18 protein-coding genes are annotated in these 16038 nt (G+C 29.3%); 15 read left to right on the forward strand and 3 right to left on the reverse strand.

The genetic code is table 11. The annotated features are described in order from the left end of the window. The first annotated feature begins 12 nt into the window (after positions 1-12). From uvrB to pgsA, 5 genes are read left to right on the forward strand one after another with little or no spacing between them, the layout of a single operon-like run. Positions 13-2187 carry an excinuclease ABC subunit UvrB gene (gene uvrB, locus AMN88_RS03645; RefSeq protein WP_075536467.1) on the forward strand — a complete coding sequence of 725 codons (2175 nt, stop codon included), beginning with the start codon at positions 13-15 and terminating at the stop codon, positions 2185-2187. Further along, positions 2169-2921: an SDR family oxidoreductase gene (locus AMN88_RS03650; protein ID WP_075536468.1), complete on the forward strand. Its 753-nt coding sequence runs from the start codon at positions 2169-2171 to the stop codon at positions 2919-2921. The genes uvrB and AMN88_RS03650 overlap by 19 nt, the downstream gene beginning before the upstream one ends. Beyond that, a complete protein-coding gene (locus tag AMN88_RS03655; RefSeq protein ID WP_023854815.1) occupies positions 2918-3343 on the forward strand; it encodes a dihydroneopterin aldolase in 426 nt (141 codons plus the stop codon). The genes AMN88_RS03650 and AMN88_RS03655 overlap by 4 nt, the downstream gene beginning before the upstream one ends. After that, positions 3330-5165, forward strand: coding sequence for an excinuclease ABC subunit UvrC (gene uvrC, locus AMN88_RS03660; protein ID WP_075536469.1), 1836 nt, complete (start codon positions 3330-3332; stop codon positions 5163-5165). The genes AMN88_RS03655 and uvrC overlap by 14 nt, the downstream gene beginning before the upstream one ends. A 2-nt stretch (positions 5166-5167) precedes the next feature. Then, entirely contained in the window at positions 5168-5752 is a 585-nt protein-coding gene (pgsA, locus tag AMN88_RS03665; protein WP_075536470.1) for a CDP-diacylglycerol--glycerol-3-phosphate 3-phosphatidyltransferase, read from the forward strand. On the opposite strand, the gene AMN88_RS03670 is transcribed toward pgsA, so the two are convergent. Further along, positions 5749-6630 (reverse strand): branched-chain amino acid aminotransferase, encoded by an 882-nt coding sequence (locus AMN88_RS03670; RefSeq protein ID WP_075536471.1) that lies wholly within the window; start codon positions 6628-6630, stop codon positions 5749-5751. The genes pgsA and AMN88_RS03670 overlap by 4 nt on opposite strands. A gap of 72 nt (positions 6631-6702) precedes the next feature. Here AMN88_RS03670 and AMN88_RS03675 point away from each other — a divergent pair, with 72 nt between their 5' ends. The 3 genes from AMN88_RS03675 to AMN88_RS03685 are packed head-to-tail and all read left to right on the forward strand — an operon-like array spanning position 6703 to position 9110. Further along, positions 6703-7140 carry a MarR family winged helix-turn-helix transcriptional regulator gene (locus tag AMN88_RS03675; protein ID WP_075536603.1) on the forward strand — a complete coding sequence of 146 codons (438 nt, stop codon included), beginning with the start codon at positions 6703-6705 and terminating at the stop codon, positions 7138-7140. Further along, positions 7133-7810 carry a response regulator gene (locus AMN88_RS03680; protein WP_075536472.1) on the forward strand — a complete coding sequence of 226 codons (678 nt, stop codon included), beginning with the start codon at positions 7133-7135 and terminating at the stop codon, positions 7808-7810. The genes AMN88_RS03675 and AMN88_RS03680 overlap by 8 nt, the downstream gene beginning before the upstream one ends. After that, entirely contained in the window at positions 7791-9110 is a 1320-nt protein-coding gene (locus tag AMN88_RS03685) for an ATP-binding protein (protein ID WP_075536473.1), read from the forward strand. The genes AMN88_RS03680 and AMN88_RS03685 overlap by 20 nt, the downstream gene beginning before the upstream one ends. Here the strand turns inward: AMN88_RS03685 and AMN88_RS03690 are convergent. Beyond that, positions 9088-9339 carry a hypothetical protein gene (locus AMN88_RS03690; RefSeq protein WP_075536474.1) on the reverse strand — a complete coding sequence of 84 codons (252 nt, stop codon included), beginning with the start codon at positions 9337-9339 and terminating at the stop codon, positions 9088-9090. The two genes, AMN88_RS03685 and AMN88_RS03690, sit on opposite strands and share 23 nt — an antisense overlap. A gap of 32 nt (positions 9340-9371) precedes the next feature. Between AMN88_RS03690 and lgt the strand changes: the two genes are divergently transcribed. From lgt to ychF, 7 genes are read left to right on the forward strand one after another with little or no spacing between them, the layout of a single operon-like run. After that, entirely contained in the window at positions 9372-10142 is a 771-nt protein-coding gene (gene lgt, locus AMN88_RS03695) for a prolipoprotein diacylglyceryl transferase (RefSeq protein WP_075536475.1), read from the forward strand. Further along, a complete protein-coding gene (locus tag AMN88_RS03700) occupies positions 10129-11181 on the forward strand; it encodes an SAM-dependent methyltransferase (RefSeq protein ID WP_075536476.1) in 1053 nt (350 codons plus the stop codon). The genes lgt and AMN88_RS03700 overlap by 14 nt, the downstream gene beginning before the upstream one ends. After that, positions 11178-11936 carry a peptidoglycan editing factor PgeF gene (gene pgeF, locus AMN88_RS03705; protein ID WP_075536477.1) on the forward strand — a complete coding sequence of 253 codons (759 nt, stop codon included), beginning with the start codon at positions 11178-11180 and terminating at the stop codon, positions 11934-11936. The genes AMN88_RS03700 and pgeF overlap by 4 nt, the downstream gene beginning before the upstream one ends. 9 nt (positions 11937-11945) lie before the next feature. Next, complete coding sequence (locus tag AMN88_RS03710) at positions 11946-12878, forward strand: ribose-phosphate pyrophosphokinase (protein ID WP_075505114.1); 933 nt, start codon at positions 11946-11948, stop codon at positions 12876-12878. A gap of 45 nt (positions 12879-12923) precedes the next feature. Beyond that, on the forward strand, positions 12924-13637 hold the full coding sequence (locus tag AMN88_RS03715; RefSeq protein ID WP_075536478.1) for a 50S ribosomal protein L25/general stress protein Ctc: 714 nt from the start codon (positions 12924-12926) through the stop codon (positions 13635-13637). A gap of 41 nt (positions 13638-13678) precedes the next feature. Further along, positions 13679-14239, forward strand: a complete 561-nt coding sequence (gene pth, locus AMN88_RS03720; RefSeq protein WP_075536479.1) for an aminoacyl-tRNA hydrolase — start codon at positions 13679-13681, stop codon at positions 14237-14239. After that, positions 14239-15312: a redox-regulated ATPase YchF gene (gene ychF / locus AMN88_RS03725; protein ID WP_075536480.1), complete on the forward strand. Its 1074-nt coding sequence runs from the start codon at positions 14239-14241 to the stop codon at positions 15310-15312. The genes pth and ychF overlap by 1 nt, the downstream gene beginning before the upstream one ends. On the opposite strand, the gene AMN88_RS03730 is transcribed toward ychF, so the two are convergent. Beyond that, complete coding sequence (locus tag AMN88_RS03730; RefSeq protein ID WP_425319188.1) at positions 15289-16029, reverse strand: cytochrome c1; 741 nt, start codon at positions 16027-16029, stop codon at positions 15289-15291. The two genes, ychF and AMN88_RS03730, sit on opposite strands and share 24 nt — an antisense overlap. Positions 16030-16038: the final 9 nt, after the last annotated feature.

The following is a 16038-nucleotide window of genomic DNA, read 5'->3' on the forward strand; positions in this document are numbered from 1 at the left end:
GTTGTTTAATATATGGAAAATACTTATCAAGATTTAATTACAGATATTCAGAGTAAAAATCCTAAAATAGGTGGAAAACTAGAGGGTGGAAAAAAATTCAAAATTAAATCTGATTTTAAACCTGCTGGCGATCAGCCTGAAGCGATTAAAAAATTAGTAAATGGTGCTAACAAAGATCAATTTAATCAAGTTTTGCTTGGTGTAACGGGATCTGGAAAAACTTTTACAATGGCTAAAGTAATTGAAGCTACTAATAGACCTGCCTTGATTTTAGCTCCAAACAAAACCCTTGCTGCTCAACTTTATGGGGAAATGAAAACCTTTTTTCCAGACAATGCTGTTGAATATTTCGTTTCATACTATGACTATTACACTCCAGAGGCTTATGTGCCGAGATCAGACACATATATAGAGAAAGAGGCCTCTATAAATGAACAAATTGATAGAATGAGGCACTCAGCAACTAGATCTCTTTTAGAAAGAGATGATGTTTTAATTGTAGCAAGTGTTTCGTGTATCTATGGATTAGGTTCAGTTGAAGCGTACAGTAAAATGACGCTAACTCTTCAAAAAAATTATGACTACAACAGAGAAGAAATAATCAAATCTCTAGTTGCTCTACAATATAAAAGAAATGATCAAAATTTTTATAGAGGAACATTTAGAGCAAGAGGAGAATATTTAGAAATATTCCCTTCACATTTAGAAGATAGGGCTTGGAGACTTTGTCTATTTGGAGATAAATTAGAACAGATAGAAGAGTTTGATCCGTTAACTGGTGATAAAGTAAGAGAATTAAGTTTAGTAAAAGTTTATGCAAATAGTCACTACATCACCCCAAAACCTACAATTGAGCAAGCGGTAATTAATATTAAAAAAGAATTAGAAGTAACTCTAAAAAAACACCGTTCTGAAAATAAATTATTAGAAGCACAGAGATTAGAAGAAAGAACTAAATTTGATCTTGAAATGATTGAAGCTACTGGTTCTTGTGCTGGCATTGAAAACTATTCAAGATTTTTGTCAGGAAGAAAACCTGGAGAGCCCCCACCTACTCTTTTTGAATACTTTCCAGACAATACTTTAATATTTGTGGACGAGTGTCACGTTACAGTTCCTCAGCTAAATGGAATGTATAAGGGTGATAGATCAAGAAAAAGTACTTTAGCAGAATACGGTTTTAGACTTCCTTCATGCATGGATAATAGACCATTAAAATTTGAAGAATGGGACTTAATGAGAACCCAAACTGTTTTTGTTTCAGCAACACCCGGTCCATGGGAACTTGAGCAAACTAAAGGAAAATTCATTGATCAAGTTATCAGACCAACTGGTCTTATAGATCCAGTCGTAGAAATACGACCAGCAAAAAATCAAGTCGACGATTTAATGCACGAATGTAAAAAAGTAATTGAAAATAATCATAGAGTATTAGTCACAACACTAACCAAAAAAATGGCTGAAGATTTAACTGAATATCTTCATGAGAATGGAATTAAAGTAAGATATCTACACTCTGACATTGATACACTTGAAAGAATAGAAATTATGAGAGATTTGAGGATGGGTGTATTTGATGTTCTAGTTGGAATTAATTTATTAAGGGAGGGATTAGACATTCCCGAATGTGCCTTAGTTGGAATTTTAGATGCTGATAAAGAAGGTTTTTTAAGATCAGAAACATCTTTAATTCAAACCATAGGAAGAGCAGCAAGAAACGTTGATGGCAAAGTAATCTTGTATGCAGACAAAGAGACAAAAAGTATAAAAAAAGCAATTGCTGAAACTGATAGAAGAAGAAAAATTCAATTAGCTTATAATAAGAAACATAAAATAGATGCAAAGTCGGTAAAAAAAGAAATTAGCGATATTCTTGAAAGTGTGTATGAGAAAGACTACGTCAAAATAAGTGAAGGCTCTAATGTCGGAGGCAATCTTAAAAAACATCTTAAAGCACTAGATAAAAAAATGAAAGAAGCAGCATCTAATTTAGAATTTGAAGAAGCGGCTAAAATACGAGATGAAATAAGAAAATTGGAAAGCACTGAATTAGAAATTACATTAAATCCAAAAATAAGGCAGTATGATGTAAAAAATAAGCTTTATCCAAAAGGTAGATCAACTATGGGTATGCCAGGAACTAAAGTTACAAAAAAAAGAGATAAGAAATGGAAGCACGGAAAATAATAATTACTGGTGGCGCTACTCGAATGGGAGCAGCAATTGCCAGAAAATTATCTGGTCCAAATAAAGAAATCTTAATCCATTATAATAAATCAAAATTAAAAGCAGAAAAATTAAAAAAAGAATTATCTAACCAAGGTACAAAAGTATACTTAGTCAAAGGTGATTTAAGTAAAGAAACTGATATAAAAAAAATAATTAAATTTGCAAAATCTAAATTAAAGTTTTTTGATTGTCTTGTTAACAACGCCTCTTTATTTGAAAATGATAAATTAGAAAATTTTTCATTGGACAGTTGGAGTAAGCATTTAAGAACCAATTTAAGAGCGCCCGCACTATTAACGAAAGAATTTGCTAAAAATGTTAAAGGTAAAAATAATAATATTATAAATATTATTGATCAAAGAGTTTTCAAATTAACCCCTTACTTTTTTTCCTACACTCTTAGTAAAACTGGTTTGTATACTTTAACAAAAACTAGCGCTATGAGTTTGGCTCCAAATATAAGAGTAAACGCAATTGCACCTGGACCCACTATAAAAAATCAAAGACAATCTGAAAAACATTTCAAAAAGCAATATTTAGCAACACCCTTGAAAAGACAAGTTGATGTGGAGCAAATATGTAATGCTGTTGACTTTTTTATTAAAAATATATCTATTACTGGTCAGGTTTTGGCTATTGATAGTGGTCAAAATCTTAACTGGCAAACACCAGATGTAATGGGCAAAGAATGAAAAAAAATAATTTAAAAATCGTCAAAATAGACAAAAATAAAAGCCTATTTAATTATGAGAAAAAAATCTTAATTAATGAATTAATCTTAGATTTAAAACTTGGTTATTACGATTTTGAAAAAGAAAAACCACAGAAAGTTAAATTTAGTCTTGAAATAGACTATGAAGACAAAAAACCTTCAAGCGATAAAGACATAAAATCCATTGTTAATTATGGAACTATAGTAAAATTAATTACAAAACTTGTAAAAAAGAAACATTACAATTTCTTAGAAACTTTAGCAGAAGCTGTTTTTGACGAACTATTTAAAGACAAAAGGATTGCTAAAATAATGTTGAAAATTGAAAAATTAGAAATCTTAAAACAGTGTTCATCTGTTGGTATTCAAATTACCAAAAAGAGAAGCCATGATAAGCTCTGAAATAGGAAAAGAAGTAATTAAAAAAGAGCTACCTCTAGTACCAAAACTTCCAGGCGTATACAGGATGCTTAATCAAAAAAATGAAATTCTTTATGTAGGTAAAGCCAAAAATTTACCAAATAGATTAAAGAGCTATGTTGCAGAAAAAAACCACATAATTAGAACTGAACGAATGTTATCTCAAACAAGAAAATTAGAGATAACAACAACATCTAATGAAAGTGAAGCTTTACTACTAGAAGCAAATTTAATTAAAAAACATAAACCAAAATTTAATATCCTTTTACGTGATGATAAGTCATTTCCATTTATATTTATTGGTAATAAAGATAAATGGCCTCAAATAAAAAGACATAGAGGGAAAAAAACAAAAGAAGGTTTTTACTTTGGACCTTTTGCCTCTGCTGGTTCAGCTAATTGGACAATCAAAATGATCCAAAAAATTTTTCATTTAAGAGTTTGTGATGACACCGTTTTCAAAAACAGAGAAAGACCTTGCATTTTATATCAAATAAAAAGATGTTCTGGACCTTGTGTAGGATATGTAAAAAAAGAGGAATACAATCAAACAGTAGAAGATGCTATTGAATTTGTTTCAGGCAAATCTAGGAAAATTCAAAAAAATCTTTCTAACCAAATGGAAAAGGCAAGTGAGGATCTTGATTTTGAAAAAGCTGTAATTTTAAGAGATAGAATTAAAGCATTAAACATCATTCAATCTTCACAGAGAATTAATGAAGCAAACTTAGTTGAGGCAGATGTTATTGCTGGATATAAAGAATCTGGAAAAACTTGTATTCAAGTATTTTTTTATAGATCAAAACAAAATTGGGGCAATCAAGCTTTTTTTCCAAAACACGATCCAGATGAAAAGTTTGGTGAAATCCTTAATTCATTTGTTTCTCAATTTTATGAAAATAAAAGTGTTCCTTCATCGGTTATCCTTTCAGAAGAAATAAAGGAAAAAGCACTAATTGAAAAAACACTGACACAAAAAGAAGGTAAACAAATAAATATTTCAGTTGCGAAAAAAGGATCAAAACTAAAAGTAATTAATCAAGCAATTAAAAACGCAAAGGATAGTCTAAATAGAAAACTTTATGAAAGTCAGAATAATAAAGAATTGTTCGATGCAGTAGCTAAAAAATTTAATTTAGAAACCAATATAAATTTAATCGAGGTTTATGATAATAGTCATATTCAAGGCACAAATAGTGTTGGCGCTTTAATAGCCTACGGCGATGAAGGATTTATCAAAAAAAGATATAGAAAATTTAATATTAAGCATAAAAAAAATGAGCAAGACGACTATGGAATGATGAGAGAGGTATTAAATAGAAGGTTCAAAAGAGCAGTTCAAGAAAAAGATAATTACCTTGCATTTCCTGATTTGGTTCTAGTAGATGGGGGAAAAGGTCAATATTCAGTCGCTAGAGAGAGCCTTAATGAATTAGGACTTCACGACATTCCAATTATTGCAATAGCAAAAGGTAAATTTAGAAATAGTGGAAATGAAACTTTTTTTCATAATGGCAAAGAATATAAATTTACTAGAAATGACCCTACTCTATTTTTTCTTCAAAGAATAAGAGATGAATCACATAGATTTGCTATAAGTGCTCACAGAGCAAAGAGAAAAAAAGGTATAAGCAAATCTCTGTTAGATCAAATAGAGGGGATTGGGGCTATAAGAAAAAGAGCTTTGTTGAACCATTTTGGATCTGCAAGATCTGTTGAGTCTGCTAGCTTAGATGAAATAAAATCTGTAGAAGGTGTTGAAGAAAAAGTAGCAAAAAAGATATATAACTTTTTTCACGAATAATTATGCTAAAAAAAATTCCAAACATATTAACGATAGGGCGAATAATAATTGTTCCTTTTTTTGTTTTAGCTTTTTATCTTCCAGGGTTTTATGGTGATCTTACTGCTTTAATATTATTTATTATTGCATCATTTACAGACTTTTTGGATGGTATGTTGGCTAGAATGTTTGGAGTAGAGTCAAAACTGGGTGAATTATTAGATCCTATAGCTGATAAAATCATTGTTGCTACAGCATTAATACTTCTGGTTATGGATGGAACAATTAGAAATTATGAAGTGATTGCAGCAATCATAATTCTGACAAGAGAAATTTTAATTTCTGGTTTGAGAGAATTTTTAGCAAAGGGAAAAATAAAACTTCCTGTTTCAAACCTTGCTAAACTTAAAACAGTATTACAAATGGTATCAATTGCTCTTTTATTGTCTGGAGATACAGGAAATAAAATAATTAATTTCCAAGATTATAATGCTCAAACAATAGGTATAATTCTTTTGTGGTTATCCGCTGCTTTAACACTTTTTACTGCATATGATTATATGCGAAAAGGTATTGATCACGCTATGTCTGAGGATGGTAAAGACTAGGCAGCTTTTTTCTTCCTAACTAATGTCTGATAACTTTCATTCAAATCAATAATAGTATCACAAACTTTAAATTGATTTTCAGCAATACAAGATACTGGTGTTACCTCTGCTGCTGTTCCTGTTAAAAAACATCCAACAAAATTAGGCAATTCAGTAGGACTAATTTTTCTTTCATGTACTTTTATATTTTTTGATTTTGCAATTCCAATTACAGTTCGTCTTGTAATACCATCTAAAAAAGAATCTGGTATTGGAGTATGAATTTCTCCATTTTTATCTTTGAAAAAAATATTTGCACCAGTTGCTTCAGCAATATTTCCTTCATGATCAAGCATTAAAGAATCAGTATATCCTTGCTTTTCTGCCTCATGTTTTGAGAGTGTACAAATCATATAAAGACCTGATGCCTTCGTATCCCATGGGATTGTATTAGGTGCTGGTCTTCTCCAATTTGAAATATTTAATCTTATTCCTTCTACTTTAAGTTTAGGATCAAAATATGATCCCCATTCCCATGTTGCAATCGCAACATGTATTTTTGTTTGTTGCGCAGAAATAGCCATCATCTCACTACCTCTCCAAGCAACAGGTCTTACATAACCATTTTCCACTTTTTGAGTTGCGATAATTTTATTTGATGCATTATTAATTTCTTCTTCTGTATATGGAATTTCAAAACCCATTCTTGTGGCAGAATGAAAAAATCTAGCTGTGTGCTCTTCTAGTTTGAAAATCGAACCATCATAAACTCTCTCACCTTCAAATACACAGCTAGCATAATGCATACCATGGCTTAAAACATGAAGTTTAACGTCAGCCCAATCAACTAATTCGTTGTTGTACCATATTTTTCCAGATCTCTTGTCGTAAGGTATCATGTGTGAAAATTTTTTAATTTATAAATGAAAAATATCTTTGTATCTTTAATATGTCAATATAACTTACCTATTATGAAAGAACTTTTATATTTAAAAGACGATCAGCTTAAAGATCTAATTGAAAAACTATTCGTAAGCTACAGAGAAACCTTTTCTGACTCTAAAAAAATATTAGATAGATATTCAATTGGTTTAGCTCACCATAAAGTTATTCATTTATTGTCAATGTATGAAGGCATCTCCATTTCTGAGCTGCTTAAGCGACTAAAAGTCACAAAACAAAGCTTAAATCGTGTTCTTAAAGATTTAATAAAACTTGAAATCATCATTTTTAAAAAAGATGATCAAGACACAAGAGTAAAGCATGTTTTTCTTAACGATAAAGGTAAAAAAATTTTTAATGAAATTTTCAATTTACAAAAAAAGAGAATTTATAATGCTTTGCTAAATTCAAGTTCTGAAGAAGTAATAAATTTTGATAATGTAATAAGTAAGATAATTAATGGATAATTTTATTGCACATATACTAGTGGTTGATGATGATGATGGAATTAGATCTCTTGTAAAAAAGTATTTAAATGAAAATAAATTCTTAGTCACAACTGCAGAAAATGCAGAAAATGCTTTAGAGAAAATAAAAATAATTAAGTTTGATTTGATAGTTTTGGATATCATGATGCCGGGTAAAAGTGGTCTTGAATTTTTAAGAGAAAATAAAAAAAAATTAGATACACCAGTTATACTTCTAACAGCTAAAGGTGAAGCAAATGAAAGGGTCGAAGGGTTAGAGATTGGTGCTGATGATTATTTACCGAAACCATTTGAACCAAAAGAATTAATTCTAAGAATACAGAACATATTAAATAAAACTATCAAAACAGATCAGAAAAGAGTTATAGAATTTGCAAATGTGAAAATTGATTTGAATAAACTTTTAATATTTAAAAGTGATAAAGAATTTAAGATTAATGCAACGGAAAAAACGATTTTAGAAAAAATGATTAATAATCCAGGTAAAACATTTTCAAGGGAAGATATTGGTCAATTAATCAATTTAGATAAGGAGAGATCAATAGATGTTATTATTACTCGGCTTAGAAAAAAAATTGAAATTGATCCAAAAAATCCAAAATTTTTGCAAACAATAAGAGGTGCAGGATATGTTCTCTGGATTGAGTGATTACTTAAAAAAAATATTACCAAAAAGATTATTTTATCGAGCACTTCTTATAGTTGCTATTCCAGTTTTGGTTTTGCAACTAGTAATTACAATTGTTTTTTTTGATAGCCTTTGGATCAAAACAAACAAAGGTATGACAAGAACTTTGGTAAATGAAATTAGTACATTTATTGAAGCCTATGGAAGTGAGCAAGAAAATAAACAAGAGTTACTAGATCTTTTTTACATATTTTTAGATTTAAATATTGAGTTCACCAATAACGAAAAATTACAAAATACAGATACTGAAAGATGGTTTAGTCCTATAGATAGAACTTTGAGAAGAGAACTAAAATCTAAATTTGGACTAAATGAATACTGGTTTGATACAACAAGTTATAAAGAATTAATTGATTTAAGAATAAAATATGAAGATGGTTATTTTAAATTTTTAGTACCTAAAGATAGAGTTACAAGCTCCTCAGCAAGAATCTTTGCACTTTGGATCACAGTACCTGCAATTATAATGGTAATCATTTCTCTAATATTTTTAAAAAATCAAACTAGACCAATCACAAATCTAGCTCGTGCGGCTGAAAGGTTTGGTAAAGGAGAAAATATTGAAGAGTTCAAACCCTCTGGAGCCCTCGAAATAAGACAAGCAGGACATGAATTTGATAAAATGAGAAAGAGAATTGAAAGACACTTAAACCAAAGAACAGAAATGTTATCTGGAATAAGTCATGATTTAAGGACACCCTTAACAAGGATGAAACTACAATTAGCTTTTATAAAAGATAAAGAAACTGTTAATAAATTGACCGAAGACATCAATGAAATGGAGAAAATGCTTAATGAATATTTGCAATTCACCAGTTCATCATATGTTGAAAAAGATGAAATGTTTAATCTATCTGAATTAATTTCAGAAGTTATTGAAAAATATAACAACGAAAATATTTCACAAAACTTAACACCAAGAATTTACTTTAATGGCAGGAAAAATTTAATTAATAGGTGTCTTAATAATCTAATTGATAATTCACTGAAATATGCAAATAAAGTTGAAATAAGCTTACGTAAAAAAAATACAAACTTATTCGTTATTATTGATGATGATGGTCCTGGAATACCAAAAGATGAGTATGAAAATGTATTTAAACCTTTCTATAAAATAGATAAAGGTCGAGCAGACTCTAAATCAAGTGTTGGTCTTGGCTTATCAATTTCATCAGACATTATCAAATCTCATGGAGGAAATATAATGTTAGAAAAATCAAAAATGGATGGTTTAAGAGTTAAGGTTTTCTTGCCTGTTTAACTTTTTTTAATTTTTTTTTATCAAGTTTATTTATTTTATTTTCGAGATTCTCAACACGTTTTGAGAGTACTTCAAACTCATCTTTACTGGTAAGTTTCATTTTAAAAACAAACTCATCTCTTTTGGATTTTAGGATATTAAATAATTCAGTAGTTAAGTCTTTTGAAGATACTAGTCCCTGCTCTATTAATTTAGCAAACTTATCAATTATAAATTTAGAATTTTTCATATTTAAGATATACATTATAAGTATTATTATAAATGTTCATTAATAATTTTGACCCAGTAGCCTTAGAAATATTTTCTTTAGAAATCAGATGGTATTCTTTAGCTTATATATTTGGAATTATATTAGGCTGGATTCTCGCAAAAAAATTATTTATTCAAGATATAGAGGTTAAAAATAAATTTGATGATTATTTAACTTATTTAATTATAGGTATAATTTTAGGAGGAAGACTTGGTTATATTATTATTTATAATTTAAGTTTTTATATAAATAATCCATTAGATATATTTAAAATTTGGCAAGGAGGAATGTCTTTCCATGGTGGTTTAATTGGAGTTATTTTCGCATCCATATCTTTCGCTAAAAAAAATAATCTAAACCCATTCTTATATTTAGATATTGTCGCTTTAGTAGCTCCAGTTGGATTATTTTTTGGACGAATAGCAAACTTTATAAATTCAGAGTTGTATGGAACTATAACTAATGTGCCCTGGGCAGTAACATTTGTTCAGGTAGATAATTTTCCTCGGCATCCCTCGCAATTATATGAAGCACTATTAGAAGGTTTATTTTTATTTTTATTATTAATTTATTTTAAAAATAAATTTTCAAACAAGCCTGGTGTGATTTCGGGATTATTTTTAATTATTTACTCAATCTTTAGATTTATTATTGAATTTTATAGAGCACCAGATGAACAGCTTGGTTATATACTTTTAAACTTAACAATGGGGCAAGTAGTAAGTTTAATATTTATAATATCAGGAGTAATCTTATTTTATTTAAAATATGAAACTCGCTAAAACAAATAATTTACCATTAGATCAATTTATAAATTTTGCTCTTTACGATAAGGACAAAGGTTTTTATATGAAAAAAAATCCTTTTGGTGAAGATGGAGACTTTATTACCGCTCCTAATATCACAAGATTATTTTCAGAAATTATCGCAATTTGGACGATTACTTTTTGGAAAAGCATTGGCTCTCCTAAAAAATTTAATTTGCTAGAATTGGGAGCTGGAAATGGTGAAATGATGAAAGTCATAGATGAAACACTTATAAATTTTCCAGATTGTTACAATGCCTGCAATTTTGTAATTCATGAAAAAAGTGATTTTTTATTAAATGAACAAAAAAAAAATTTAAATTCTAAAAGATTTTCATGGTTAAAAAAAATTGAAAAAATAAACTCAAACCCAACAATTTTTTTAGCTAATGAATTTTTTGACGCCATACCGATCAAACAATTTTTTAAAAAAAAAGATGGTTGGTTTGAAAGATTTGTGAATTTGAGTGATCCAAACAAAGCTGAATTTAAAGAAGAAAAAATTGATATAGAAACAATTGAAAAACATCTTAATTTCAAAATATCAAAAAATCAGAATATTATAGAATATTCGCCAGATACATTTAAATATTTAAGAACAATTTGTGACTTAATACAAAAAAATGATGGAGGAATGTTAGTCATTGATTATGGTTATGCAGATAGCAAAATGCATGAAACTCTTCAGGCAATAAATAATCACAAATATTCAAACGTTTTAGAAAATATTGGAGACTCTGATATTACCTACAATATAAACTTTCATTCCTTTGAAAAATTTATAAATCAGTTTAAAGAAGTTAATTCAATTTTTACGAATCAAAAAAAATTTTTAACAAATATGGGTATTCTTCAAAGAGCAGAAATAATCAGCAAAAATATAGCATTTTCTAAAAAAGCAGATTTATTTTATAGAGTAAGACGTTTAATAGATAAAAATCAAATGGGTGAATTGTTCAAAGTCATGCTTGTAAAAAATAAGAGAAACAATTTTAAGACAGGTTTTCAAAATTGATAAAATCAAAAAAACTTTCAAAAATAAAAATAATTAAACATGGTTTTTTTAATAAAACTGGTGGTAAATCAAAAAAAATTTATAAAAGTTTAAACTGTGGTCCTGGTTCTAAAGATAATCCCTCAGATGTAAAAAAAAATTTACAAATAGTTAAAAAAAAAATAAAAAGCTCTGCTAAAAGTATTTTTTTACTTCATCAAATACATAGTAATAAGTTTGTTTATATTAATAAAAAAAATAAATTTAGATCAAAACCAAAAGCAGACGCAGTAATTACAAATCAAAAAAACATACCAATTGGTGTTTTAACTGCTGACTGTGTGCCAATTTTAATCTGTGATGAAAGATCAAAATTAGTTGCTGCAATTCATGCAGGGTGGAAAGGTGCATACAAAGATATAATTAGCAAAGTAATCCAATTTATGATCAAAAAAGGATCTAATCCTAAAAATATTACTGCAGCTATCGGGCCTGCTATCTCAGCTAAAAATTATGAAGTCAAACAAGATTTTAAAAGAAAATTTATAAAAAAGGATAAAAAAAATAATAAATTTTTTAAAATTAAGTACAAAAAGCTTTATTTTGATTTACCTAAATATGTAAAATCATGTCTTTTAAAGAATAAAATAAAAAATATTGAGTCTTTAAATATTGATACATTTGATATTAATAATAATTTTTTTAGTGCAAGAAGAGCGTTAAGGCTAAATCATGATGATTATGGTAGAAATATTTCAATAATTATGCTTTATTAGGCTTTTTTAATGAAATTATTATCCGGAAATAGCAACAAACCATTAAGCAAGAATATTGCTAAATATCTAAAATCTAAATTAGTAAACTCTAGTATTAGAAATTTTTCTGATGGAGAAATTTATGTTGAAATAAATGAGAATATCAGAGGAAACAGTATTTTTATTATTCAATCTGTATCTTCACCTGCTAATGATAATTTGATGGAGCTTTTGTTGTGTATTGATGCACTAAAAAGATCTTCTGCAAAAAATATTACTGCCGTAATTCCATATTTTGGTTATGCTAGACAAGACAGAAAGGTAGTACCTAGAACTTCAATTTCTGCAAAATTAGTATCAAACTTAATTACAAAAGCGGGTGCTGACAGAGTAGTTACTGTTGATTTACATGCAGGTCAAATTCAGGGTTTCTTTGATATTCCAGTCGACAACTTGTTTGCAACACCTATTTTTGCAAGACATGCAAAAAAAAAGATAAAAAGTAAAAACCTTATTTGCGTTGCTCCAGATGTGGGTGGAACTGAGCGAGCAAGAGCACTAGGTAAACTATTAAATGTTGGCTTAGCAATTGTAGATAAAAGACGACCAAAACCAGGTCAATCTCAAGTCATGAATGTCATAGGAGATGTAAAAGGTAAAACTTGTATAATTGTAGATGATATAATTGATTCTGGTGGAACAATAGTAAATGCAGCTAAAGCTCTTAAAGATAGAGGGGCTAAAGAAGTTTATGTCTACATAACTCATGGTGTACTAAGCGGTGAAGCTGTAAAAAAAATTAAAAATTCAGTAATTAAGAATTTAGTAATTACTGATACAATCGATAATATGAGCAGAACTAAAGGTGTTAAAAACATTGAGGTTCTGTCAATTTCAGGGCTTATGGGAGAAGCAATTAAAAGAATATCTAATTCAACCTCAGTATCAGATTTATTCAAATAAATACCTTGAGTTATTAAGGAACTTGAGCTAAAAACCCTTGTTTTTATGAATTCATTAGACGCTAACATCAGAAATACCAAAACTAAAGGTGAATTACATTCATTAAGAGATAATGGTAATGTGCCTGCTATAATTTATGGTGGAGAGGCTCAAAACGAGAAAATTTCAGTATCAAAAAAAATACTTAAGTCGCTAATTGAAAAAGAAAACTTTTTATCAAGCATCATAACTTTAAATGTTGATGGTAAACCTCAAAAAGTTCTACCAAGAGAAATAAAGTATGACATTATTTCAGATGAACCAATTCATGTAGACTTTCTAAGAATAGTTTCAGGTATAAAAGTTAGAATTGAAGTTCCAGTAAAATTTTTAAACCATGAAAAATCTCCTGGTTTGAAAAGAGGTGGGGTTTTAAATATTGTACGAAGAAAAGTTGAGCTAAAATGCCCAAGCGAAAAAATTCCTGAAAATCTTGTGATAGATCTTGATGGAGTTGATATTGGAGAGAGTTTTAAGATCTCTTCTATAAATCTTGACAGTGACGTTACTCCTACAATTCAAGGAAGAGATTTCGTAATTGCAACTCTAGCAGCTCCAACTGTTATGAAAGAACCTGAAAAACCTGCAGAAGCTGAGGCGGCTGAGGGAGAAGGTGCTGAGGGAGCAGAAGCGGCAGCAGCTGAAGGTGGAGATAAGCCAGCAGCTGAAGGTGATAAAAAAGAAGGTGAAGATAAAAAACCTGCTGAAGAAAAAAAATAAGTTAATTAAAATTGAATTTTATCCTCCAATATTAATATTTTATGCTACTACTTGTAGGATTAGGCAATCCAACCCCAGACAGTGAAAACAATAGACACAATATTGGTTTCAAGATTATAGATGCAATAAATAAAAAATTTGGACTTTCAAAACAAAAACCAAAATTCAAAGGACTTCTTACAACTGGTAATGTGGGAGAACAAAAAGTTTATGCAATTAAACCTTTAACATTTATGAATAATTCTGGAATTTGTATTAGAGAATTAATTGAATATTTCAAAATAGATGCTAAGGATGTTATCGTTTTTCATGACGATCTAGATGTAGAATTTGGAAAAATAAAAGCAAAATTTGGTGGCTCTGATGCAGGACATAACGGAATTGCATCAATAGACAAATTTATTGGTAAAGATTATTCAAGAGTGCGAATAGGAATTGGTAAACCAAAAGATAAAATGGAAGTTAGTGATTTTGTTCTTCAAAATTTTGATGAGGATGAAATGCTTGGATTGGAAAAAATTACAAATAATATAACAGATTCTATATCAATACTTATCGACAAAAAATTAGATTTATTCTCTAGCACTGTAAATAATAAATAATGAGTTTTAAATGTGGAATTGTTGGTTTGCCTAATGTGGGTAAATCTACACTCTTCAACGCACTTACAAACTCAAGCAAAGCTCAAGCTGCAAACTTTCCATTTTGTACGATAGATCCTAATGTGGGAGTAGTCCCTGTTCCAGATAAAAGATTGAACAAATTATCAGAAGTTTCAAAATCAAAAAAAACAATAAATACAACTATTTCATTTGTAGATATAGCTGGTCTTGTGAAAGGCGCATCTAAAGGTGAAGGATTAGGCAATAAATTTCTGTCCCACATAAGAGAAGTTGATGCAGTTATTCATATGATTAGATGCTTTGACTCGAACGATATTCAAAATGTTAATCCTAATGTTGACCCAATAAGAGATCTTGAGATCATTGAAACTGAAATGATGTTGGCTGACCTAGAATCTATCCAAAAAAGACTTGAAAAAAATAATAAGAAAAATGTAGACGAAGATCAGGTTAAAATTTTAGAGATTGCATTAGACTGTATTAATAATGATAAAGATATATCAACATTAAATTCTCAATTTGATACAAAACAACTTAATCAAAGTGGTCTTTTATCAATAAAACCAAAGATTTTTGTTTGCAATGTGGATGAGCAAAGCGTACAGGATGGAAATCAATATACTAAAAACTTTATTGAAAAATTTGGAAAAGATAACACTCTGATTGTTTCTGCAGACATAGAAAACCAAATAAATGAATTAGCAGATGAAGAAAAAAAAAATTATATGGATATGATTGGTTTAAAAGACACAGGTCTGAGTATGTTAATTCAAAAGGGCTATAAAATATTAGAACTTGATACGTATTTTACCTCTGGACCTGAAGAAACAAGAGCGTGGACAATACAAAAAAATTGTACTGCACCTAAAGCTGCAGGAGAAATTCATACAGATTTTGAAAAAGGTTTCATTAGGGCTGAAACTATATCTTATGAGGATTTTGTAGCCAATGATGGATGGGTAAATTCCAAGGCTAACGGAAAAATGAGATTAGAGGGTAAAGACTATATCGTTAAAGATGGAGATGTATTAAACTTCAGATTCAACACGTGACCAGATTCTTTTCATACTAAAATAAACTAAAACAGTTAAAATAATTAAATAAACAATCGCTTTAAAGCCCATCTGATGTCGAGATTCTAAATGAGGTTCAGCTGACCACATTAAGAAGGTCGTTACATCTTTTGACATCTGTTCTACTGTTGCATTTGTTCCGTCACCATACTCTACTAATCCATCTGATAATGGAGCAGCCATTCTAATTTTATTACCATACATGTATTTGTTATAGTAAACTCCGTCATCTAAAGATACGTTGCTAGGAGCTTCTTCATATCCTTGTAATAAGGAATAGATATAATCAACTCCACCTCCTCTAGCTTTAACCAAAACAGACATGTCTGGAGGGTATGCACCACCATTTGCCGCTTGTGCAGCTTTTACATTTTCATATGGCATTACAAATTTATCAGATAATTTTCCTGGTCTTGTAAACATTTCACCATCTGAATTTGGACCATCAGTTACTTCAAATGAAGCTGCTATAGCTTTAGCTTGAGCTTCAGAGAATTCTGGCCCTCCTGGCTCTGCTAAATTTCTATAACTTAAATACTTCATCGAATGACATGAGGCACATACTTCAGTATAAACTTGATAACCTCTTTGAAGAGAAGCTCTATCAAATTTTCCAAATAATCCCTTAAAACTCCAGTCAGTTTTTAGATATTCTACTTTTTCAGCAGCAAAAGAATTTGAATTTGAAGTAATAATTAAGATTAT

This window comes from Candidatus Pelagibacter communis (assembly GCF_001180165.1).
GTDB classification, from domain to species: Bacteria; Pseudomonadota; Alphaproteobacteria; order Pelagibacterales; family Pelagibacteraceae; genus Pelagibacter; species Pelagibacter ubique_P.

Bases quoted from the DNA above. Each gene is read 5' to 3' on its own strand.
- uvrB (WP_075536467.1), top strand. From the start codon at position 13: ATGGAAAATACTTATCAAGATTTAATTACAGATATTCAGAGTAAAAAT.
- AMN88_RS03650 (WP_075536468.1), top strand. From the start codon at position 2,169: ATGGAAGCACGGAAAATAATAATTACTGGTGGCGCTACTCGAATGGGA.
- AMN88_RS03655 (WP_023854815.1), top strand. From the start codon at position 2,918: ATGAAAAAAAATAATTTAAAAATCGTCAAAATAGACAAAAATAAAAGC.
- uvrC (WP_075536469.1), top strand. From the start codon at position 3,330: ATGATAAGCTCTGAAATAGGAAAAGAAGTAATTAAAAAAGAGCTACCT.
- pgsA (WP_075536470.1), top strand. From the start codon at position 5,168: ATGCTAAAAAAAATTCCAAACATATTAACGATAGGGCGAATAATAATT.
- AMN88_RS03670 (WP_075536471.1), bottom strand. From the start codon at position 6,630: ATGATACCTTACGACAAGAGATCTGGAAAAATATGGTACAACAACGAA.
- AMN88_RS03675 (WP_075536603.1), top strand. From the start codon at position 6,703: ATGAAAGAACTTTTATATTTAAAAGACGATCAGCTTAAAGATCTAATT.
- AMN88_RS03680 (WP_075536472.1), top strand. From the start codon at position 7,133: ATGGATAATTTTATTGCACATATACTAGTGGTTGATGATGATGATGGA.
- AMN88_RS03685 (WP_075536473.1), top strand. From the start codon at position 7,791: ATGTTCTCTGGATTGAGTGATTACTTAAAAAAAATATTACCAAAAAGA.
- AMN88_RS03690 (WP_075536474.1), bottom strand. From the start codon at position 9,339: ATGAAAAATTCTAAATTTATAATTGATAAGTTTGCTAAATTAATAGAG.
- lgt (WP_075536475.1), top strand. From the start codon at position 9,372: ATGTTCATTAATAATTTTGACCCAGTAGCCTTAGAAATATTTTCTTTA.
- AMN88_RS03700 (WP_075536476.1), top strand. From the start codon at position 10,129: ATGAAACTCGCTAAAACAAATAATTTACCATTAGATCAATTTATAAAT.
- AMN88_RS03710 (WP_075505114.1), top strand. From the start codon at position 11,946: ATGAAATTATTATCCGGAAATAGCAACAAACCATTAAGCAAGAATATT.
- AMN88_RS03715 (WP_075536478.1), top strand. From the start codon at position 12,924: ATGAATTCATTAGACGCTAACATCAGAAATACCAAAACTAAAGGTGAA.
- pth (WP_075536479.1), top strand. From the start codon at position 13,679: ATGCTACTACTTGTAGGATTAGGCAATCCAACCCCAGACAGTGAAAAC.
- ychF (WP_075536480.1), top strand. From the start codon at position 14,239: ATGAGTTTTAAATGTGGAATTGTTGGTTTGCCTAATGTGGGTAAATCT.